Source organism: Sporolactobacillus putidus (assembly GCF_014647035.1).
Lineage (GTDB): Bacteria > Bacillota > Bacilli > Bacillales > Sporolactobacillaceae > Sporolactobacillus > Sporolactobacillus putidus.
Genome location: NZ_BMOK01000003.1, coordinates 268,583 through 290,681, shown reverse-complemented (window position 1 = coordinate 290,681; position 22,099 = coordinate 268,583). Strand labels below are relative to the sequence as shown.

The window sequence follows — 22,099 nt, the reverse complement described above, 5'->3', positions numbered from 1 at the left end:
ACTTCCTAAAATGTTCAAACAAGAAAACGAACACGCTCATTTGTTTTGTCCCAATCATTCTATTATTTATGCTCAGGTAGAATGCCCCACATCCCGGTCTTCAGCCAACTTATATGTTTTCCCCTTTAGGCTTTCTCTCGTCAAACCCATCGAAACCGGCTCTAATCGGGCAGCTTATGTCAGCTGCGAAAAAGCGCTGCGTCTCAGCGGACTATTCAGAGATTCTATCTGAAGAATTGATTTGCCAGAATCAGCCTTATCTTTGATTCACAAATAGACTGGAAAAATAGATTATCGGAAAATTCCATTGAAGCATTTCGTGAGGAAGTGTTGCTTTTAGCCAGGCAATCCGTCAACTTTTCGATAAATAGGTGCTAGTACAATCAAAAATGCCTAAAAATTAATAACGTATAAAGTAATTGAGATATGAGGTGTTGAACTAATGAAAAAAGCCATAATTACCGGTATTACTGGGCAGGACGGATCCTATTTAGCCGAGCTTCTTCTCAGGAAGGGCTATGAAGTTCATGGCATTGTTCGACGAAGCAGTTCCCCGAACACTGAAAGAATCGATCACTTATTGAAAAACCAATCCAACGATCAACAAAGATTATTTCTCCACTATGGAGATTTAAGTGATTCAAATAGTTTAAGTAAATTAATTTACACGATTCAACCAGCTGAATTTTATAATCTGGGAGCCCAGAGCCATGTAAGGGTTTCATTTGATATTCCGGAATTCACATCGGACGTTAATGCATTAGGTACTTTGCGTATACTGGAATGCATTAAAGAAATAAATCCAAATATTAGATTTTATCAAGCTTCATCGAGTGAATTATATGGCATGGTTAGAGAGATCCCTCAGAACGAAAACACCCCCTTTTATCCGAGAAGCCCCTATGCAGCAGCGAAGCTCTATGCCTACTGGATAACGGTGAACTATAGGGAAGCGTATGGTTTGTTCGCCTGCAACGGAATCCTTTTTAATCACGAATCGCCAAGACGAGGCAAAACCTTCGTGACCAGAAAAATTACAACAGGGATCGCCAATATATTGAACGGAAAACAGGAAAAGCTCGTTTTAGGAAATTTAAATGCAAAAAGGGACTGGGGGTTTGCCGGTGATTATGTGGAAGCGATGTGGTTAATGCTTCAGCAGGATCGGCCTGACGACTATGTGATTGCTACGGGAGAGACACATACTGTGAGGGAATTTTGCGAACTTGCCTTTAGATTTGCCGGCATTAAATTGATTTGGACAGGTGAAGGTTTAGATGAGAAAGGTATCGATGCGGACACCGGCAAAGAATTGATATCGGTCAACAGCAAGTACTTCAGACCAAGTGAGGTTTATTTACTCTTAGGGGATCCTTCTAAAGCGAAGAACAAACTTGGCTGGGGGGAAAAAGTTTCCTTTGAACAACTCGTCGAAATGATGGTTAAAAGCGATCAAAATGGTTATTCAACAAATTATGAATAGCAAAAGGTGTTGACTGCGATGGAAAAAAACGGCCGAATATTTGTGGCAGGACATCAAGGACTTGTCGGTTCCGCTCTGGTAAGAAGTCTTAACAGAAAGGGTTATAAGACTATAATCGGAAGAACCCATGAAGAGCTTGATCTAACGAATCAGGCAGCAGTTGAAAATTTTTTTGCAGAAGAGAAAATTGACTATGTATTTTTGGCAGCAGCCAAAGTTGGGGGAATAGGAGCAAACCGGACTTTGCCATGGATAATCTGCTCATAGAGTGTAATGTGATAAAAAGCGCATTTAACTATAAAGTCAAGAAGCTTCTGTTTTTAGGCAGCTCTTGTATTTATCCCAAGCTGTGTCCTCAGCCGATTAAAGAAGAATATTTATTGACAGGACCGCTCGAGGCGACAAATGAAGCCTACGCTCTGGCAAAAATATCAGGACTCAAAATGTGCAGATATTATAGAGAACAGTATGGCATGAATTTTATCAGTGCGATGCCTACAAACCTTTACGGCCCAAATGACAAATTCAATCTTGATGATTCTCATGTGATTCCTGCCCTAATATCGAAAATGGAAGTTGCTAAAAGATTAAATAAACCGACTGTGGAATTGTGGGGTACGGGAACCCCTCTAAGAGAGTTTTTATTTGCAGAGGATTTGGCAGACGCATGCGTCTATCTGATGGAAAATTATGATGGCAGTGAACACATTAATATTGGCACAGGTCAAGAAATAAGCATTCAAGATCTTGCATCGCTTATTAAGAGAATAGTTGGTTACAAAGGCGGCATCATGTTTGATTCGAGTATGCCGGATGGAACACCCAGAAAATTATTAGATAATTCCAAAATAGAAAAATTAGGGTGGAAACCAAAGATCGGCTTAGAAGAAGGACTCAAAATGACTTATGATTCTTACATTCAAAGTCAGAAATCATAGTCTGTTTGAATTCTTAAATTCTGAGCAATCTACATTAAACCAACAGGAGTGCATGATATGGAAAAATACGCTGTCATTCTGGCAGGAGGTTCTGGGACAAGGCTGTGGCCTCTCTCCAGGGAAAGTAAACCTAAGCAGTTTATTAGTGTTGATGGCAACAAGTCATTTCTCGTTCAAACCATTGAACGTATATGTGAAGTGATTCCAGCAGAAAATTGCTTTGTCATTACAAGCAAAGTTTATCTTGATATGACAAAAGAAGCCGTTAAGGATTTAATTCCTATTTCAAATATAATCTCGGATCCCCTAAAAAAAAATACGGCAGCGTCCATCGCCTACGCAACCTTATATTTAGAAAAAATGTTTGGCCGCGGAGTGGTCTGTTTTATTCCGGCAGATAGTTATGTCAAGAATAAGACTGATTATCAAAATACCGTTAGACAGGCTTATCAGGCGGCTGAAAGCAGTGGAAAAATAATGATCATCGGTGTTAAACCGACTTATCCGTCCACAGGGTTCGGATATATTCAAATAGATTCCGAGGATCAAAAAGGGATATCAAAAGTCGTTCAATTTAAGGAGAAACCGAATAGAGAAACTGCAGAAGACTATGTCAAAGCGGATAAATATTTATGGAATAGCGGTATGGTTGCTGGGCAATTACACGTATTAGCAGTTGGGATCCGGCATCTCATGCCCGAACATTATGCAAGATTATCTGAGGCCTTAACTTATAAAGGGACTTCTGATTTTCTCTCCAGTATTGAAACCGCCTACAGCAGTCTGGAAGATATATCCTTTGACTATGCATTCCTTGAAAAAAGTCATAACTTGCTTGCGATAAAAGGCGATTTCGATTGGTACGACATAGGAAGCCTGGACGCTGTTTCCATCTTACTCGCCACAGACGATCATAATAATTCTATCTTTGGAAAACATTTGGGCATAGATACTGAGAATTCCACGATCTACAGTCTTGATAGTCTAATAACTACGATAGGACTTAGTGACATGATCATCATGGAAATCGATGGTATGGTTATTGTGTGTCCGAAAACAAGGGCACAGGACGTGAAAGCTCTTGTTAGAATGCTAAAGAAAAATGGATATGAAAAATATTTATAAACCGGGCCGCTCAGGTAAGATAACCATGATTCTTTTAGAATGGATTTCGTCAATAAATGGCATTCGATGATTAAAGAATAGAAGACTTTTAGAAGACGGCATATTTTGTTTTTGGAAGAAAATTTATAGGGAGAGGTGTTTTATGCAGTCGGATCAATTGAGTATCTTTCAAAAACATGAAAATTTCAGCTTTAGAGCCCTTCAGGATAGAGTGGAAAAAATTACAGAAAGCAAAACCGAACGAATCGATCAAGAGAATAATGAATTAAAAGATAGTGAAGGATCAAAGAACACGGAAAGTACAAAAAGTATATTGATCGCAACCTCTGTTACACCCAGCAGAATTGAAACACAGATCACAGCAATTGACACATGGTTGAAACTAGGTTTTAAAGTCGTTTCCTTAAATACTAAAGAAGAAGCTGATCGGCTTCAACACCATTTCCCTAATATGCAGTTCCATATCGTTGAAAGAAGCGCTAAAGAAAGATACGGGAAACCCTATGTTTATATTTATGATTTTATGCGCTATCTGGACAGCACGGATTATAACATTGTTGGCATTGTCAATTCCGATATCCACTTTAAAGGTGTTCAGGATGATTTTCTGGATTTTATTTGCCAAGAAGCAGCGGACAGTCTTGTTTACGGACATCGGCTTGATGTAAAGAATCTTAATGATTCCTACGGCACCCTTAGAAATGGAGTTGATTATTTCTTTTTTGATAAAAACGTCATTTCTATTTATCCGGATGATGGACTTTGTATAGGACAGCCCGCTTGGGACTGGTGGATGGTCTGTGTTGCGGCTTCAAAAAATATACCTACGAAGCGGGTGTTAAGCAAAATCGCCCTGCATCAAATCCACCCCAAGGAGTGGTATGAATCGCTTAACCAGTATCTCATCGAAAGTATCGTTTTCAAAAATTATCTTCAAAAATTGTATCCCGATGCAACAAAAGATGAACTAAATAGTAAAATGTGGGACATCGTTATTTCAAAAAGCGGGATTGAATATAAGATGGAAGATGCGGAATATGCTCTCGAAGATGATTCAAATGCGGGACTTGAAACGCAGAATAAAGAAACAGAAATTCCTGTCATTTCAAATCGAGAAAACCTTAAACCCATTTTAGTTGCCACTTCTATTGGACCTGATCGGATAGAGACACAAAAAAGGGCCATACAATCATGGTTATATGCGGGTTTTGACGTCGTTTCTTTGAATACCAAAGAAGAAGCAGACAATCTTCAATCGTATTTCCCTGATATCGAGTTCCATGTTGTAGAAAGAAGTGCTAAAGAAAAATACGGAAAACCCTATATTTACATCTATGATTTTATGCGTTACCTGGATAGCACGGATTATGATGTTGTCGGAATCATCAATTCTGATATCCAATTTAAAGATGTAAAGCAGGATTTCGTTAACGGTATTTACGAAGAAGCATTAGACAGTCTTGTTTATGGACATCGAATTGATGTCAACCATATTAGTGATTCCCATGGCACGCTCAGCAATGGCGTTGATTATTTCTTTTTTGATAAAAACTTAATTTCAATTTATCCAGATGACGGACTCTGTATGGGACAGCCCGCCTGGGACTGGTGGATGGTCTGTGTTCCGGCTTCAATAAATAAAACCACGAAACGACTATTAAATCCAATTGGATATCATGAAATTCATCCTCAGCAATGGGATCAAGGGCTTAATAATTATTTGATTGACAGCATTGTTATGGGAAAGTATCTGAGAAAATTGTATCCTGATGCGAGTTATTACGAATTAAACAGTAAAATGTGGGACATCGTCATTTCAAAAAGCGGTATTGAAATTAGATGATACATTTCATTTTTGCCCTAAAAGAGAAGAGTTGTAATAAGGATGATAAACTATTCCACCTTCCTTTCAATCCTTTAATCATTTCTCAGTGAGTGATGATCCTTTCCATTCAGAAAAGAGAGGTTTTACAAAGAGAAAAAGTTCGCAGTCATAAAATAAAGTCTTCCTTAAGAACCGATCGATGATTTATTCAAACGTACGGTTTTTATTTTTTTTTTTAAGGACCGCAAAAGATTAGTGTTTCCTGTATTCTTTAGGGTAAGATAAAAAAGAAATCCCGAAAAGAAAGAAGGTGGTTCTATGCCGACCAATAAGAAACCCAATCGATTAATCGCTGAAAAATCCCCATATCTGCTTCAACATGCATATAACCCGGTTGACTGGTATCCATGGGGAGAAGATGCATTTGACAAAGCGAAACGCGAAAATAAACCTGTTTTCGTATCTATTGGGTATTCCTGAGTTGGTATCGTAAAGCTACATGTCACTGGTGCCATGTCATGGCGCACGAGTCATTTGAAGATGAGGAGACAGCAAGGATATTAAATAAGTATTATGTATCCATCAAGGTGGACCGCGAGGAACGTCCGGATATTGACGCGGTGTACATGAAAGTATGTCAGGCACTCACCGGACAAGGCGGATGGCCTTTGAACGTGTTTCTGACACCGGATCAGAAACCCTTCTATGCAGGAACCTATTTCCCGAGACAAAGCATCTATGGGCGCCCGGGATTTAAAGATGTCCTCATTTCACTAAAACAGCAGTATGACGAGAACCCCGATAAAATTGAACGTTTAGGGAATCAGATTGTCGAAACACTTTCCGAGAAAACGAGGAGGCGTTTGCCCCTTGCCAAAGATATTGCGGACACGGCTTTCTCGCAGCTTTTACAAAACTTTGATCCGCAGCATGGCGGTTTTGGTCACGCGCCTAAGTTCCCGGCGCCGCATCAGCTGATGTTTTTACTCCGCTATGCCCGGTCGAGAAAAAATGGGCAGGCAACCGAAATAGTCAGAAAGACGCTTGATGCGATAAGGGCGGGCGGCATCCATGACCATATCGGCGGCGGATTTGCCCGCTATTCAACAGATGAAAAGTGGCTTGTTCCGCATTTTGAGAAAATGCTCTATGATCAGGCGCTCTTAGCGATGGCCTATACGGAAGCTTTTCAGGTCACCGGAAATTCATCTTATAAAAAAACCGTTGATGATATTTTCACTTACTGTGAACGGGAACTGCGTGATCCCGAGGGCGGGTTCTACTCTGCGGAGGACGCGGATTCAGAAGGGGTCGAAGGCAAGTACTATGTTTGGTCTCAGGATGAAGTGCGTAAAGTTCTTGGAGAAAAGCAGGCGGAGCTTTTCTGTGCCGCCTACCATGTGACTCCCGATGGAAATTTTGAAGGGAAGAGTATACCGAACTTGATTGGGACTGATCCGGCCGACCTGGCTAAGAAATTCTCCGTCAATGAACAGGAGCTCACGACAGCTTTAGATCAGGGGAGGAAGAAGTTACTTAAAGCACGAGACGACCGTATACATCCTCACAAAGACGATAAGATTCTGACTTCTTGGAACGCGCTCATGATCATTGCGCTGGCAAAAGCAGGTGCAGCGATACATAAAAAAAATTATGTAAACTTGGCGGAATCTGCTTTTACGTTTATTGAAACCTATTTGATCCGGGATGGAAAATTAATGGCGCGTTTTCGCGATGGTGAAGCGAAGTACTCCGCTTATCTGGATGACTATGCTTTTCTGTCGCTCGCCTGTGAGGCCCTCTATGAAGCAACGTTCAATCCCGCTTACCTGGAAAAAATGAAACGTTACGCTGATGAAATGATCGCACAGTTCAGGGATAAACAGGACGGGGCGTTCAGTTTTTACAGCAATGAGCAGAAAAAACTGATCATACGGCCAAAGGAAGCCTATGATGGTGCGATCCCCTCAGGAAACAGCACGGCTGCCTATCTGCTGCTCCGTCTCTCGGAGAGAACAGGAGACAGCCACTATGCGGAAGATGCAGAAAATGTACTTTCCGCTTTTGCGGAAGAAGTTTCGGCTTATCCGTCCGGCTACACGTTTATGCTGACGGCCTTGCTTTTCCACGCTTCCGTTCCGAAAGAACTGATTGTTTTGGAAGGCCTGACAGGGGATAACTTTGAAGAGGCGGTACGGACGCTTCGATCACTGTTTCTTCCGGAAGTGATTCTTTTTGCCGGTGATCAGGAAAATATGAAAACAATGAATGAAGGTTTAACGATCTACTCACCGATCGGCGGCCGGACGACTTATTTCCTATGCGAAGGTTTTGTCTGCCATCTGCCGGTGATTCATCTGAAACAGTTGCTCGGGCAGTTGAATGCGGGGGATCCTTCATAGAGGCTTCACCTTGTCTTTACAATGAACACTAAGACATTATGATATTACTATAGAGAGAAGTAAAGAGATCAGATATGGGGAGGAGATAAAATGAAATTCAGAACCGTACTTTTTGATTTTGACGGGACACTTGCGAATACGCTTCCTTTGACGATTTACGGTATGCAAGAAGCCTTTCAGAAATTCGACGGCCGGTTGTTTGATAAGGAAGGCATCGTTATGATGTTCGGTCCGACCGAAGACGGCATGATCGCCAAGAACTTCCGGCACAGGGAAAACATTCAGGAGGCCATCGACTTTTATTATCAGTTCTATGAAAATCGGCATCACGATTATGTTGAAGACAACGCGGATATTTTGAAACTGCTGCGGGAATTGAAAGAATACGATGTGAAGATCGGCGTGATTACGGGAAAAAGCCGCCGCGCCTACTTGTTGTCTGAAAAAGCACTCGGCTTTGAAGGCCTCTTCGAAAGTGTGATCACAGGTGACGATGTCAGCCGCCCGAAACCGGATCCGGAAGGCATAATAAAAACCTTGAAAAAGTTCGGCGCTGCGCCGGAGTCATCCATCTATATAGGGGACAGCAACAACGACATTCTGGCGGGAAAAGCCGCCGGAATTCAAACTGCAGCCGTTCAGTGGCTGCCCGTTTCACAGTCCAATTCTTTCCCGGCAAAACCTGATTATTATTGGACAAAAGTGCATGAGTTTATGGATTGGCTTAAAGCCGAGAAAGCCTTGTAAAAAGTGATCATTATATTTTGATTAAGCCTGAAATTAAAAATTTCTTTTGTCACTCGGCTGAAGAGAATCAGGATCAAAATGATTAAAATCCGCTTTGATAAAGTGGTCGATGCTTTCCGTTTGTTCGGCGGGCCGGTCGTTGACAAGCAAAACCGGAACGCCGTTCATAGCCGCGTAAACAGGAAGCAGGCTGGCAGGCGCCACGGTCAGCGATGTGCCGAGAATTAGCAGCCTGTCGGCAGTCCGGACGGCATTTTCGGCCCGATCAAAATCACGGACAGCTTCACCGAACAGTACAATATCGGGTTTCAGAATGGTTCCGCAAATGCCGCCTTTTAAATCTTTGGCCGTGCAATGCGGAACCTTTTTGTGCCGTATTGAATCGGTCGGGTAGACGGAACCGCATGTCGGACATACGGTGCGGTCGAAAGCGCCGTGTACCTCGATCACATGCCGGTTACCGGCTTTCGAATGCAAGCCGTCAATGTTTTGCGTGATCACAGTAACCTCTTTATTCCGCTCAAGGCTGCTCAGCCAGCGATGTACCGGATTGGGCCTCGCGCCAAGCAGGAGATCGGCGTCAAACAACGACCAGTAGAACGCCCAGAAGGCTTCCGGCCGGCTCTCGAAATAGTCAATTGAAAGATAGCGCTCAACATCAGCATGCCGATAGAGTCCGTTTATTCCCCGGAAAGGGGGAATTCCGGAGGGAACGCTGACACCTGCGCCTGTCAGAACGGCGATCCGCTTATCGCCTGCGATGATTTGATTTAAAGTTTTCATATGCCGAACACCCCTTTATGATATTAACATGCATGGCCGGCTCTCTCTTTTTATAGTAAAATAAATCATCCGCTTTATATAGCGAACACTCATTCGTTATGCTATAATTTAAGGCAAAAGTCGTTCTGGTAATCCAAATGGAACCTTGTGAAATAAGGAAAAGGAAGGTGTCTCAGGATGAAAGTACGTCAGTCGATGGCGGATCTGCTGGCTATGCTGAAAAAGGATCCGAATATTGTTCATTGGCACACCATTCCCGGAAGAGAGGCAGCCTCGGTCTCCTTTCCTGAAAAACTGGACTGGCGGCTGAGAAGGGCCTTAGTCGAGCGCGGCATAGAATCGCTTTATGTACATCAGGCGGAGGCTTTTCAGACCGTACTGGAGGGAAAAAATCTCGTTCTTGTCACACCGACGGCGTCCGGGAAGACACTTTGCTACAATCTTCCGGTGCTGCAAACTGTTCTTTCCGATCCCTCTTCTCGGGCACTTTATCTTTTTCCGACTAAAGCACTCGCCCAGGATCAGAAAAATGAGATGGAGGAACTGATCAACGAGATCGGGGTCCCTCTGAAAAGTTATACATACGATGGCGACACGGCGGGGGACATCAGGCAGAAGATCCGTCGGGCCGGACAGATCGTGATGACCAATCCGGACATGCTCCATTCGTCCATCCTGCCTCACCATACAAAATGGGTCTCACTGTTTGAAAATCTAAAATATATCGTCATTGATGAACTGCATACGTACCGGGGGGTTTTCGGAAGCCATGTGGCTAACGTGATCCGGCGTCTGGAGCGGATCTGCAGCTATTATGGCAGTCATCCTCAGTTCATCTGTACGTCGGCGACGATTGCCAACCCAAGGGCACATGCGGAGGCACTTACCGGACGGAAAATGTTTCTGATCGATCGCAACGGCGCGCCGAGTGTGCGAAAACACTTTTTGTTTTACAATCCGCCTGTTGTCAATAAACAATTGAATGTTCGCGAAGATGAAATGCTTGCTGTAAAGAATCTTGCGGCCCGGTTTTTAAAGAATGGCATACAGACCATTGTTTTCGCAAGAAGCCGTCTGAAAGTGGAGCTTCTTGTTAGCCACCTTCAGGAGATCAACAGCGGACGCGAGGAACGGGCGAAAATCTGCGCTTATCGGGGCGGGTACCTTCCGCTTGAAAGAAGAAGAATTGAAAAAGGTCTGAGAAACGGCGAGATTATGGGCGTGGTCAGCACGAATGCTCTGGAGCTCGGCGTCGACATCGGCCAGCTGCAGGTCTGTATCATGACCGGCTATCCAGGCAATATGGCCAGTGTCTGGCAGCAGGCCGGCCGCGCAGGAAGACGTAAGGAGGATGCGGTGATTATCATGGTGGCATCCTCCAATCCTCTTGATCAGTACATGGCCGGCAATCCGGACTATTTCTTCTCCAGAAAACCGGAGGAGGTGCGGATTAATCCCGATAATCTGATGATTCTTATCGATCATGTCAAATGTTCCGCCTATGAACTGCCCTTTAAAAAGGGTGACACTTTCGGCGGTCAGCAAGCAGATGAGCTGTGCGAATTTTTATCGGATGAAGACGTTCTCCATTATCAGGCCGGCAAATGGTATTGGATGAATGACGCGTTTCCGGCTAATGAGATTAGTCTCCGTTCGGCTGTCCAGGATTCTTTTGCTATTGTCGATATCACGGACAGGGGTCATGTCAAAGTGATTGGAGAGATGGACCGGTTCGGAGCTATGACCATGCTCTATGAGGATGCGATTTATATCCATCAGGGTAGGCAATATCATGTGGACGAGCTGGACCTGAAAGAACGGAAGGCGTATATCCGGCGTGTGAATGTCAATTATTACACGGATTCGGATCTCGCCGTTCAGCTCGATGTTCTGGAAACGGATGATCACGGACTCCTTCCTTTAGCTCATTCAGAGAAGGGCTACGGTGACGTTTCCGTGCGCGCCCTGCCGACCGTTTTCAAGAAAATACGGTTTGAAACACTTGAAAATATCGGATGGGGGCGAATCCACCTGCCCGAATTGGAAATGCATACCAACGCCGCGTGGATCAGTTTTTCCACGGACTGGCTCGATCGTTTCGGAAAGGACGTTTTCCAGGGAGCACTCGTCGGACTGAGTCATCTGCTTCGTCACGCCGCTCCGCTCTATGTCATGTGCGACCAGGCTGATCTTTCCGTTGTGCCGAAAATCAAGGCGCCGCACAATGAGCTGCCGACCGTGTTTGTTTATGACAAGTATCCGGGAGGAATCGGCCTCAGTAAAAAACTCTATGAAGCAATGCCTGAGCTGCTTGAAAGGGCGAAAGAGATGGCCGAGGGATGCGGATGTGAATCAGGCTGCCCTTCCTGCATCGGGTTCGTAAATGAAGGGAAAGCGGCCAAACAGGCATTGCTGCATCTGTTAAGGGAAAGATGAATGTGTCGTTAAAGCAAAAACTTCAGCTCTACAAAAAACAGCTCCATCAGGCGCAGGAGACAGAAAATCAAAATCGCCAAGAGAAATCCGAGCGCATGGATTCGGATGTTTATGAACGTGAAATTCGGCAGGCCGCACGAGACATGAGTGCAGAGATACGTCATTTTGACAATGAGTCTGTTTTTGTTCATACCGAGAAACTGGAACTGGAAACGCGGATCGGCCCCTATTCGGCTGGCGATCTTTTTGAGACTGTTTCAGACTGGCAGAAGGGATCGCAGGTTCATCCGCTTTCCGCATACGGACTGGACGCAGATGAACTGCTCTTTTTTGATACGGAGACTACCGGGCTGGCGTCCGGTACCGGGCAGATGATTTTTCTGATCGGCTTGGCACATGTGACTTCGGGCGGTGTGGAAATGAAACAATATTTTCTTCCGGGCCCTGGGCATGAGGCGGCATTTTTTAACGCTTTTCTGAGTGACAGTCACTCACTGAAGAACCTGGTGACGTTTAACGGTAAAGCATTTGATTGGCCGAGAGTGAGGACACGGCATCAGTTCGTCCGCGATCAGGTGCCCCGCCTTCCGGCCTTTGGCCATTTTGACTTGCTGCATGCATCACGACGCCTGTGGAAGAACCGTCTGGAATCCGTACGTTTACAGACGGTAGAAAGGGAAATCCTCGGCCTGGGGCGTGAGGAAGATGTTCCGGGCAAGATGGCCCCTTTTCTCTACTTTCAGTTTCTTAAACAACCGAACGCACAGCTTGTTAAAGGGATCATCGAACACAATCGGGAGGACGTGCTGTCTCTCATCGCTTTATATATTCATCTTTCAAATAAAGTTCTTGGAAAGGTCTCCAGTGATGAAGAAGAACGCTATGAGATCGCCAGATGGTATCTTCAGATCGGCGATGACGAAAGGGCACTCCCGCTCTTCAGGAGACTCGCCGTTCGCGATTCGATAACAGGCATTCGGTCCAGAGCCCAGATGGCTGCTTTATACAAACGGGAAGGCCATTACGAACATGCTTTGACCATGCTGCAGTCGGTCATTCGCGAAGACAAAAGTCCGAACGATCATATATACATCGAAGCTGCGAAACTGATGGAGCACCAGTTCAAAAAATATGAAAGCGCCATTAGCTATACGGAAAGCGCGCTTGAGTATCTCAGGAAGAAGCTGAAAGAATCAGCGGATGAGGCAGCAGGAAGAAAAGAGTCGGCGTACATCAAACGTATTAATCGGCTGGATGAAAAGTGGGAAAGAGAAAAAGAACGATCCCGCAATCGTGAATAACGGAAATATTGCGGAAATTTTATTACCCGGGTAAGCGCAAATAGCGCCCGCAATCGGCAATTCTCGAACATTTGCGAATACTTTTTCGGTAAATTCGACATGATTTGCAATTTGAGACCTCGAAGGAACCTGTTCCGTCGTTAATTTCCCAGGATCTTTCGATGGAAAAGCAAAGGGGGAAAATCATGGATTCTCCGGAAGCTATACTTGTAACAGGATACAAGCCCCATGAACTTGGTATTTTTACAGCTGATCACGATGGAATCACTGTTATACGCCATTGCCTGAAAAGGCAGATCCGGGAACTAGCCGTTCAAGGGACAAAATGGTTTGTGATCAGCGGGCAGGCAGGGATCGAACTTTGGGCAGGCGACGCATGTCTCGAAGTGAAAAAAGAAGACGGTCTCGATATTAACCTTGCCGTTCTGGTTCCTTTTCTCAATCAGGAAGAACGCTATAAGGACTGGCTTAAGGAGCAGTATCATCAAATTCTTGAAGCAGCAGATTTTACAGGAGCGATCAGCAAACGCCCATATGAAAGTCCGGTGCAGCTGAGGCAGAAGAACGATTATCTGGTCGCAAAAACCGATGGAGCCCTGATCCTTTATGATGAGGAGACTCCGGGTTCACCGAAATACTGTTTGGCTGCGGCTAAAAGAAAAGCCCGGTGCCAGGATTATCCGATCCGGATGATCGATCGTTACGATCTTTCATTTGCGGCAGAGGAGCTGCAGGAACAAAATCCGGATTATTGGTCTCAGATGTAATTGACATTGCAAGGCAAATTTGAAAAAATATAATGTAATCAGATTCGAACTTTGGGGTGATGATTCAGAATGGCAGATCAAAAAACGATCAGACTGACAAAGAATGATATTTTACACAAGGAATTCAAAACGGTATTTCATGGCTATCAGGCAGATGAGGTTGATCAATTCCTCGATATTGTAATCAATGACTATGATACATTTAATGGAGAAATTTTGCGCCTTCGCGAAGAAAACAAACGGCTGAAAAGCGAACTTCTTTCGGGAGGGGAATCACGGAGAGCCCCGTCGGCTCCGGAAAACCAGGGGCAGACCAACTACGATATCTTAAAGCGGCTTTCTAATCTAGAGAAGCATGTTTTCGGCAGTCGTCTTGATGAATAAAGTACGGAGACTGTCGAACAAGGGTTGACTCTTTTATAAAAATGAATTATAATGTGTATCTGTGACATTGTTTGTGTTCGGGTGATCGCTGTATTCCTTGAGAATATAGAGGAAAGTCCATGCTCGCACGATCTGTGATGATCGTAGTGTTCGTGCCTGGCGAAGTCATAAGCCAGGGTAGTCCGGAGCTATCTGGACTAACGGCAGATGAACCGGCCTGTGTCCCTTTCAGGGATATGGCTCAGTAATCTTGAAAGTGCCATAGTGACGATCTCTTTCGGAAACGAAAGAAGTGGAACGCGGTAAACCCCTCGAGCGGGAAACTCAAACTTGGTAGAGGAACCCTTTGGAAGGAATCAAACGGAAAAAGGGACAGATGATTCTGTAGATAGATGATTGCCGCTTTTGTACGAGGAGCGACTGCTCCGTTTGAGTGCGAAAGTACAGAACATGGCTTACAGAACATGAATAATGCATTTTTAAAAAGAAAAGCCCTTTACGGGCTTTTTTTGTTGGTGAAAAAATGTGTTAGGGCCAAGAGCACGCCAAAAATTTCAAGACAGAAAACCGCTTAGGAGGGCAAAGCGATGGCAAAAAGTTTGTCTCTGATCGCGACGACGGCTATGGGCCTCGAATCAATCGCCGCCGATGAGCTCAGAAAACTTGGCTATGAGGATCTGACTGTTGAGAACGGCAGGATTACTTTTTCGGCAGATCCGATTGATATTTGCAGAACAAACCTCTGGCTGAGAACCGCTGATCGGGTGAGAGTGAAAATAGGAGAATTTGAGGCGCTGACCTTCGACAGCCTCTTTGAACAGACGAAAGCTTTGCCGTGGGCAGATTTTCTTCCCAAAAATGCTGAATTTCCGGTAACCGGAAAATCGTATAAATCCCGGCTTCACAGCGTTCCCGATTGCCAGTCGATCGTGAAGAAAGCAGTTGTCGAGAACATGAAGGCACGTTACCACGAAGATTGGTTTACGGAAGACGGCCCGATTTATAAAATACAAGTCGCCATTAATAAGGATTGCGTCACTCTGTCCATTGACACGAGTGGTGAAGGTCTTCATAAGCGGGGTTATCGCCGGCTTCACAGCGCCGCCCCTTTAAAAGAAACGCTGGCAAGTGCGATGATTTATTTGAGCCGCTGGACGCCTGACCGTCCGTTTGCCGATCCTTTTTGCGGTTCCGGCACCCTTCCGATCGAGGCGGCCATGATCGGGCAGAATATTGCGCCCGGGTTTAACCGCTCGTTTGTTTCTGAAAGCTGGCCGATGTTCCGGGAAAACGAGTGGAAGGCTGTCCGTGATGAAGCCGAAGAGCTGGCAAATTATAATCAACCGCTGAATATATTGGGAAGCGATATTGACCATAATATGGTCGAGCTTTCGGAACATAATGCTTTGGAGGCAGGTTTTGGCGGTTTAATCACGTTTAAACAGATGCAGGTCGCCGATTTTACAGCAAAACAGGATTACGGATGCATGATCGGCAACCCTCCCTACGGAGAACGATTGGGCGATCAGGAACAAATTGAACAGATCTGCCGCGATCTCGGCCGGCTTTTCCAGAAAAATGAGACATGGTCTTTTTACCTCATTTCATCGTTTGAAGCGTTTGAAACGTTCTTCGGCCGGAAGGCAACAAAGAAACGAAAGTTGTATAATGGCCGTATCCGAACGGATTATTTTCAGTATTTCGGGCGTAAAAAGCCGAAAGAAAGTTGAAGATCCGTTCGATTAGGCGAATCCCTTAAAGTGCTTTTACGATGTTCATGCAGGACATTATCTTTTGGAAAGAGAAATAGACAACAGAGTTCTTCTCAATGAGCGAAGAGAAAAAGGTGGGGTTATGATGCCGGTTGAAGAAACAGTGAAGGCTTATTATCAATACGTTAAAAAAATTATGGATTTCAATGAGGCCATTGCTCTGGCGGAATGGGACATGCGTACAGGTGCTCCGAAAAAAGGCATTTCGCAACGTTCTGAGGTTGTCGGAACGCTCGCAGATGAAGTGTTCAAACGGTCTGTATCTGATGAGATGAAGCATTATATTGATGTGCTGACCGATCCGTCGGTACAGGATGAACTGAGTGAAGTGACCCAGCGGATGATTGAAAAATCAAAAAAAACATACGATCATTACGTGAAAATCCCTGCGGAAGAACATAAGGCGTATATCATTCTGCAGTCTGAAGCACAGAGTGTCTGGCAGGACGCCAAATCAAAGAGCGATTTTTCGCTGCTTCGTCCTTATCTTGAAAAAATAGTGGATTTTAAGCGGAATTTTATCAGATACTGGGGAGTTGGGACAAATAAATATGATGCGCTTCTGGATCTTTATGAACCGGGTCTGACTGTCGAAACGATCGACCGGGTATTTGGAAAACTGCGTCAGGGAATTATTCCGCTTGTACAGGTGGTCGGGGCTTCTGAGGAACAACCGGAGAGCAGTTTCCTATCTGTCCACTTTCCTGCCGAGAAACAGAAGGCGTTTTGCCTACATATTCTGCGTGAAAATGGTTATGACTTTGCGGCGGGCAGGCTTGACGAAACAGAGCATCCCTTTGAGACGACACTCAATCCAGGCGATGTGCGTGTCACAACAAATTATCGTGAAAACGATTTTATCGCTGCTGTGCTCGGAACGGTTCACGAAGGCGGACACGCCATCTATGAACAGCATATTTCCCGCGATCTGGTTGGAACGCCGCTGTGCGAGGGCACGTCAATGGGCATCCATGAATCGCAGTCGCTGTTCTTTGAGAATTTTATAGGCCGCAGCAAGGCTTTCTGGGAATATCATTATGACGAGCTGAAACGTTATGCTAGCGGACAGTTTGACCATGTACCGCTCGATGACTTCTACAGGGCGATTAATAAGTCCCATCCTTCTTTCATCCGCACACAGGCGGACGAGCTGACCTATCCGCTGCACGTCATGGTGCGCTATGATATTGAGAAGGCACTGTTCGACGGTAATCTGGAAGTCAGGGACCTTCCGGGGGTATGGAACGAAAAAATGAAAGAATATCTCGGCATTGAGCCGGGAACTGACCGCGAAGGCGTACTTCAGGATATCCACTGGCCGGCCGGTGATTTCGGCTATTTTCCGTCATATGCCCTTGGATATGTGTACGCGGCTCAGTTCAAGCATGCCATGCTTCGCGACCTTCCGGATTTTGACGGACACGTGCGCAGCGGGGATATTGCGGCCATTACGCAGTGGCTGAGCGAGCATATTCACCGGTTCGGAAGCCTGAAGAAACCGCTCGAAATCCTGAACGACACGACAGGCGAGGGACCTAATCCCGACTATCTGATCCGTTATTTAACAGAAAAATATAGCGAAATTTACAGGCTCAATTGTTAAAACGAGAAATACGTTATTAAGGAAGACTGGTCAGCCTTTTTACAAAGACAGAAATATACCGCCTATTTACGAAGCTAAGTCAGTCAGGCGGTGAAAGGGGTTTTTTATTTGGCAAGACAAGTATCGGCCTATGATGATGACACCATTCAAATTTTGGAAGGTCTGGAAGCGGTCAGAAAACGTCCCGGTATGTACATCGGATCAACAGATTCGAGGGGCCTGCATCATTTGGTCTACGAAATTGTCGACAATGCCGTTGACGAAGCTCTGGCCGGTTTTGGCAACGAAATCCTGGTCAGAATCCATAAGGACGGAAGTATCAGTGTCCGTGATTTCGGACGGGGCATGCCTACAGGTATCCACCGAACGGGTAAGCCGACAGTCGAAGTCATATTTACTGTCCTCCATGCCGGCGGAAAATTCGGACAGACCGGCGGCTATAAAACAAGCGGTGGTCTTCACGGGGTCGGATCGTCTGTAGTAAACGCTTTGTCCGAATGGCTTGAAGTCACGATCTGGCGGGACGGTTCCATTTTCAGACAGCGTTTTGAACAGGGCGGCCATCCGGTGTCGACACTTGAAAAAATAGGCACATCCAGAGAAAGCGGTTCGCTGATTCATTTTAAACCGGACGCCTCTGTTTTCAGCACGACAACTTTTCAGTTTGATGTCCTGAGCGAGCGGCTGCGCGAATCTGCTTTCCTGCAAAAAGGAATGAAGATTGTCCTCTCCGATGAACGTTCCGGAAAAGAGGAAGTTTATCAGTATGAGGAGGGATTAAAGGCTTTTGTTTCCTATCTGAATGAAGATAAGGACACCCTGCATCCCGTTGTTTCGTTTGAAGGAAAAGCAAACGATATGGAAGTCGACGTCGCTTTCCAGTTTAACGACGGTTATTCGGAGAACCTGATGTCGTTTGTCAACAACGTCCGGACGAAAGACGGCGGAACACATGAGTCCGGATTCCGCACGGCTTTGACACGCGTATTCAATGATTACGCAAGAAAGTCGGGACTGCTGAAAGAAAAGGATAAGAATCTTGACGGCAGCGATATCCGCGAGGGATTTATGGGTATTGTTTCCTTACGGATACCGGAACAGTTGCTTCAGTTCGAAGGCCAGACGAAGGAGAAGCTAGGGACGAACGAAGCTCGGTCGGCAGTCGATACCGTTGTTTCCGAGCAGTTGTCCTACTTTCTAGAAGAAAATCCACAGACGAGCGAAATGCTGATCAGGAAAGCGATCCGGGCCCAGCAGGCGCGCTTCGCCGCCCGCAAGGCGCGCGAAGAAGCCCGGAACGGCAAAAAGGCACGGCGGAAAGAGTCCCTTCTGAGCGGAAAACTTACACCCGCCTCATCAAAGAACGCGGACCGCAACGAGCTCTACCTGGTTGAGGGCGATTCGGCCGGCGGTTCTGCCAAGCAGGGCCGGGACCGGAAATTTCAGGCTGTTCTTCCGTTACGCGGAAAAGTCATCAATACACAAAAAGCGCGGCTCGAAGATATTTTAAAAAATGAAGAAATCAATACCATCATCTATGCGATCGGTGCAGGCGTCGGGGCTGATTTTTCGATCAAGGACAGCAATTACGATAAAATTGTCATCATGACCGATGCGGACAATGACGGGGCTCATATCCAGGTGCTGCTGCTGACCTTTTTCTACCGATACATGAGACCGCTGATTGATGCGGGTAAGGTTTATATTGCCCTGCCCCCTCTTTACAAGGTAAGTCGCGGGACGGGGGCAAAAGAAGTTCTTGAATATGCCTGGGACGAGAAAGGCCTGAAAGAAGCGATAAAAAAGATCGGCAAGGGGTACACCATCCAGCGGTACAAAGGTCTGGGCGAAATGAATGCGGATCAACTATGGGAGACAACGATGAACCCGGATTCCCGGACGCTGATCCGGGTAAAAATTGATGATCTTGCCTACGCTGAACGGCGAGTGACGACCCTGATGGGCGATAAGGTTGAACCGCGCCGCAAGTGGATCGAATCTCATGTCGCGTTCGGTCTTGACGAAGAAACAAACATCCTTGAAAATGAGAACCTGACAGTTGTGAAAGGTGTTGAATAAAGATGGTGAGCCGAGAGAAACTGCTCGATCTGCCGCTTGAAGAAGTCATCGGCGACCGTTTCGGCATATACAGCAAATATATTATTCAAGAGCGCGCGCTTCCGGATGTCCGGGATGGATTAAAGCCGGTACAGCGCCGTATTTTGTTTGCGATGCTCCGTGACGGAAACACGAGCGACAAACCCTTCCGTAAATCGGCGAAAACGGTGGGCAACGTTATAGGCAACTATCATCCGCATGGCGACGCGTCTGTCTACGAAGCTATGGTCCGTATGAGTCAGGACTGGAAGCTGCGAATGCCCCTTATTGAAATGCACGGAAACAACGGAAGCCTGGACGGCGACCCGCCGGCGGCCATGCGTTACACGGAGGCGCGCCTGTCCCGGATCTCTGAAGAACTGCTCCGCGACATTGACGCAAAGACCGTTGACTATGTCCCGAACTTCGATGATACACTGGAAGAACCGATTGTCTTTCCTTCGAAGTTTCCTAACTTGCTTGTGAATGGATCGACCGGAATTTCGTCAGGGTATGCGACAGAGATTCCGCCGCATTCTCTTGCCGAAATTATCGATGCGACCGTGATGCTGATGGAACATCCGAACTGTACGGTCGACGATCTGATGACCGTCGTGAAAGGGCCGGATTTTCCGAGCGGCGGCATTGTTCAGGGCATTGACGGAATTAAGAAGGCTTATCGAGCGGGTAAGGGCAAGATCGTGATCCGCGCGCGTGCGGAATTTGAAACTTTGCGTACCGGCAGGCAGCAGATTATCATCTCTGAGCTTCCCTATGAAGTCAATAAGGCGCAGCTCGTCAAAAAGATGGATGAGCTGCGATTGGATCACAAAGTGGAGGGCGTTACGGAAGTCCGCGATGAAACAGACCGCAGCGGAATGCGTGTCATTATCGAACTGAAAAAAGATGCGGATGCCCGCGGCGTGCTGAATTACTATTTTAAAAATACCGATCTTCAGATTGCCTATAATTTCAATATGGTCGCCATCGATCATAAGGCTCCGCGTCAACTGGGGCTCAAAGAGATTCTTGAGGCGTACATCGAACATCAGAAAGAAGTCGTTACACGACGCTCACAGTATGAACTGGATAAAAGCAAAGATCGCCAGCATATTGTCAGAGGCCTGATCAAAGCCGTTTCCATTCTTGATGATGTCATCCGCGTCATTCGCGCGTCCAAGGACAAAAAGAATGCGAAGCAGAATCTGTCGGAAGCGTTCGGTTTCAGCGAGGCTCAGGCTGAAGCGATTGTCAATCTGCAGCTCTATCGGTTGACGAACACCGATATTGTGACGTTGCAGAAAGAAGAAGGAGAACTCGCCAGGACGATTGAACGGCTGGAAAGCATTCTCGCATCTGAAAAAAAATTGATCGCGGTGATCAAAAAAGAACTGAATGAGGTCAGAAAAAAGTACGCCGACGCGAGGCGGACAACCATCGAGAATGAAATCGAGGAAATAAAAATCGATCTTGAAGTCATGGTCGCTGCCGAGGATGTCATTGTTTCCCTGACGAAGCATGGATACATTAAGCGGTCCAGTCTGCGGTCCTATTCCGCAAGCGGAGAGGATGCCGCGGCCATGAAAGACACGGACCGGGTTCTCTTTCAGCGTGAAATGAATACGACCGATACACTGCTCGTCTTTACCAACATGGGACGCTATCTCTACCTCCCGGTTCACGAAATTCCGGATAGGCGCTGGAAGGAATTGGGTCAGCACGTGGCCAGCCTGGTGGCCGTCGAAACGGATGAGCAAGTTATCGCGGCCGTTCCTGTTGCAGATTTTCAGACGAAAACCCTTTACATGACTTTTATAACAAAGCTTGGCATGGTGAAACGTACGGAACTGGCAGAATATCAGGCTCAGCGCTATTCCAAACCGCTGACTGCGCTAAAATTGAAAAAAGGGGATGAATGTCTTCATGCGTTCCTGACAAACGGAAAGATGGAGATCATTGTCGCTACTTGGCTCGGCTTTGGCCTGCGCTTTATTGAAGATGAAGCGGGTACCGTTGGTCTGAGGGCTGCCGGAGTCAAAGCGATCCAGCTTAAACCGGGGGACAGGGTCGTCGGCAGTGTTATATTTTCAGAGGGCTCGGAAGACGACCTGTTTATAGCCACCGATCGGGGCGCAATTAAAAAAATGCGGGTAGCCGGGCAGTTGGAAAAAAGTGCTCGTGCACGACGCGGTCTTGTGATGCTTCGTGAACTGAAAACGAAGCCTCATCATATTGCCGGCATTGAACTTGTATCTGCCAAAGACACGATTCAGCTGTTAACGGAAAAAGGTCAAACCGTTACCGTGGATAGTTCAGAAATACGTCCATCCGACCGTTACAGCAACGGTTCCTTTATCGTCGACCAGGATGAAGACGGTAATGTTTCTGAGATATGGAAAAATGTTTCAAATGAGAGTCAGGATGATATCGTTTAAC

The 22,099-nt window shown here is 45.9% G+C and carries 15 protein-coding genes, 1 other RNA gene and 1 pseudogene; 16 read left to right on the top strand and 1 reads right to left on the bottom strand.

What is annotated here, in order from left to right:
* The first annotated feature begins 442 nt into the window (after window positions 1–442).
* From gmd to IEX81_RS05500, 7 genes and pseudogenes are all read left to right on the top strand, one after another.
* Window positions 443–1,483 (top strand): GDP-mannose 4,6-dehydratase, encoded by a 1,041-nt coding sequence (gene gmd, locus IEX81_RS05530; protein ID WP_188802064.1) that lies wholly within the window; start codon window positions 443–445, stop codon window positions 1,481–1,483.
* Between the two features lie 18 nt (window positions 1,484–1,501).
* Window positions 1,502–2,421, top strand: a pseudogene (locus tag IEX81_RS05525) (GDP-L-fucose synthase family protein).
* A gap of 57 nt (window positions 2,422–2,478) precedes the next feature.
* Window positions 2,479–3,546 carry a mannose-1-phosphate guanylyltransferase gene (locus tag IEX81_RS05520; RefSeq protein WP_188802063.1) on the top strand — a complete coding sequence of 356 codons (1,068 nt, stop codon included), beginning with the start codon at window positions 2,479–2,481 and terminating at the stop codon, window positions 3,544–3,546.
* A 142-nt stretch (window positions 3,547–3,688) separates the two neighbouring features.
* Window positions 3,689–5,389 carry a hypothetical protein gene (locus tag IEX81_RS05515; RefSeq protein WP_188802062.1) on the top strand — a complete coding sequence of 567 codons (1,701 nt, stop codon included), beginning with the start codon at window positions 3,689–3,691 and terminating at the stop codon, window positions 5,387–5,389.
* A 300-nt stretch (window positions 5,390–5,689) separates the two neighbouring features.
* Window positions 5,690–5,851: a DUF255 domain-containing protein gene (locus IEX81_RS05510; protein ID WP_188802061.1), complete on the top strand. Its 162-nt coding sequence runs from the start codon at window positions 5,690–5,692 to the stop codon at window positions 5,849–5,851.
* A gap of 38 nt (window positions 5,852–5,889) precedes the next feature.
* On the top strand, window positions 5,890–7,773 hold the full coding sequence (locus IEX81_RS05505; protein ID WP_188802060.1) for a thioredoxin domain-containing protein: 1,884 nt from the start codon (window positions 5,890–5,892) through the stop codon (window positions 7,771–7,773).
* A 90-nt stretch (window positions 7,774–7,863) separates the two neighbouring features.
* Entirely contained in the window at window positions 7,864–8,520 is a 657-nt protein-coding gene (locus IEX81_RS05500; RefSeq protein WP_188802059.1) for an HAD family hydrolase, read from the top strand.
* A gap of 33 nt (window positions 8,521–8,553) precedes the next feature.
* On the opposite strand, the gene IEX81_RS05495 is transcribed toward IEX81_RS05500, so the two are convergent.
* Window positions 8,554–9,303 (bottom strand): SIR2 family NAD-dependent protein deacylase, encoded by a 750-nt coding sequence (locus IEX81_RS05495; protein ID WP_188802058.1) that lies wholly within the window; start codon window positions 9,301–9,303, stop codon window positions 8,554–8,556.
* Between the two features lie 177 nt (window positions 9,304–9,480).
* Between IEX81_RS05495 and IEX81_RS05490 the strand changes: the two genes are divergently transcribed.
* From IEX81_RS05490 to parC, 9 genes are all read left to right on the top strand, one after another.
* Window positions 9,481–11,739 (top strand): DEAD/DEAH box helicase, encoded by a 2,259-nt coding sequence (locus IEX81_RS05490; protein ID WP_188802057.1) that lies wholly within the window; start codon window positions 9,481–9,483, stop codon window positions 11,737–11,739.
* Between the two features lie 2 nt (window positions 11,740–11,741).
* The gene (locus tag IEX81_RS05485; RefSeq protein WP_188802056.1) at window positions 11,742–13,040 is read left to right on the top strand and encodes a ribonuclease H-like domain-containing protein; all 1,299 of its coding nucleotides are present in this window, start codon (window positions 11,742–11,744) and stop codon (window positions 13,038–13,040) included.
* 185 nt (window positions 13,041–13,225) lie between these two features.
* On the top strand, window positions 13,226–13,807 hold the full coding sequence (locus IEX81_RS05480; protein ID WP_229727483.1) for an SLOG family protein: 582 nt from the start codon (window positions 13,226–13,228) through the stop codon (window positions 13,805–13,807).
* A gap of 69 nt (window positions 13,808–13,876) precedes the next feature.
* Entirely contained in the window at window positions 13,877–14,191 is a 315-nt protein-coding gene (gene gpsB, locus IEX81_RS05475) for a cell division regulator GpsB (protein WP_188802054.1), read from the top strand.
* 73 nt (window positions 14,192–14,264) lie between these two features.
* Window positions 14,265–14,654: RNase P RNA component class B (rnpB, locus tag IEX81_RS05470), an RNA gene on the top strand.
* Between the two features lie 124 nt (window positions 14,655–14,778).
* A complete protein-coding gene (locus IEX81_RS05465; protein WP_188802053.1) occupies window positions 14,779–15,921 on the top strand; it encodes a THUMP domain-containing class I SAM-dependent RNA methyltransferase in 1,143 nt (380 codons plus the stop codon).
* 127 nt (window positions 15,922–16,048) lie between these two features.
* Window positions 16,049–17,566 (top strand): carboxypeptidase M32, encoded by a 1,518-nt coding sequence (locus IEX81_RS05460; RefSeq protein WP_188802052.1) that lies wholly within the window; start codon window positions 16,049–16,051, stop codon window positions 17,564–17,566.
* 108 nt (window positions 17,567–17,674) lie between these two features.
* Window positions 17,675–19,645: a DNA topoisomerase IV subunit B gene (gene parE, locus IEX81_RS05455; RefSeq protein ID WP_188802051.1), complete on the top strand. Its 1,971-nt coding sequence runs from the start codon at window positions 17,675–17,677 to the stop codon at window positions 19,643–19,645.
* A 2-nt stretch (window positions 19,646–19,647) separates the two neighbouring features.
* Window positions 19,648–22,098: a DNA topoisomerase IV subunit A gene (parC, locus tag IEX81_RS05450; RefSeq protein WP_188802050.1), complete on the top strand. Its 2,451-nt coding sequence runs from the start codon at window positions 19,648–19,650 to the stop codon at window positions 22,096–22,098.
* Window position 22,099: the final 1 nt, after the last annotated feature.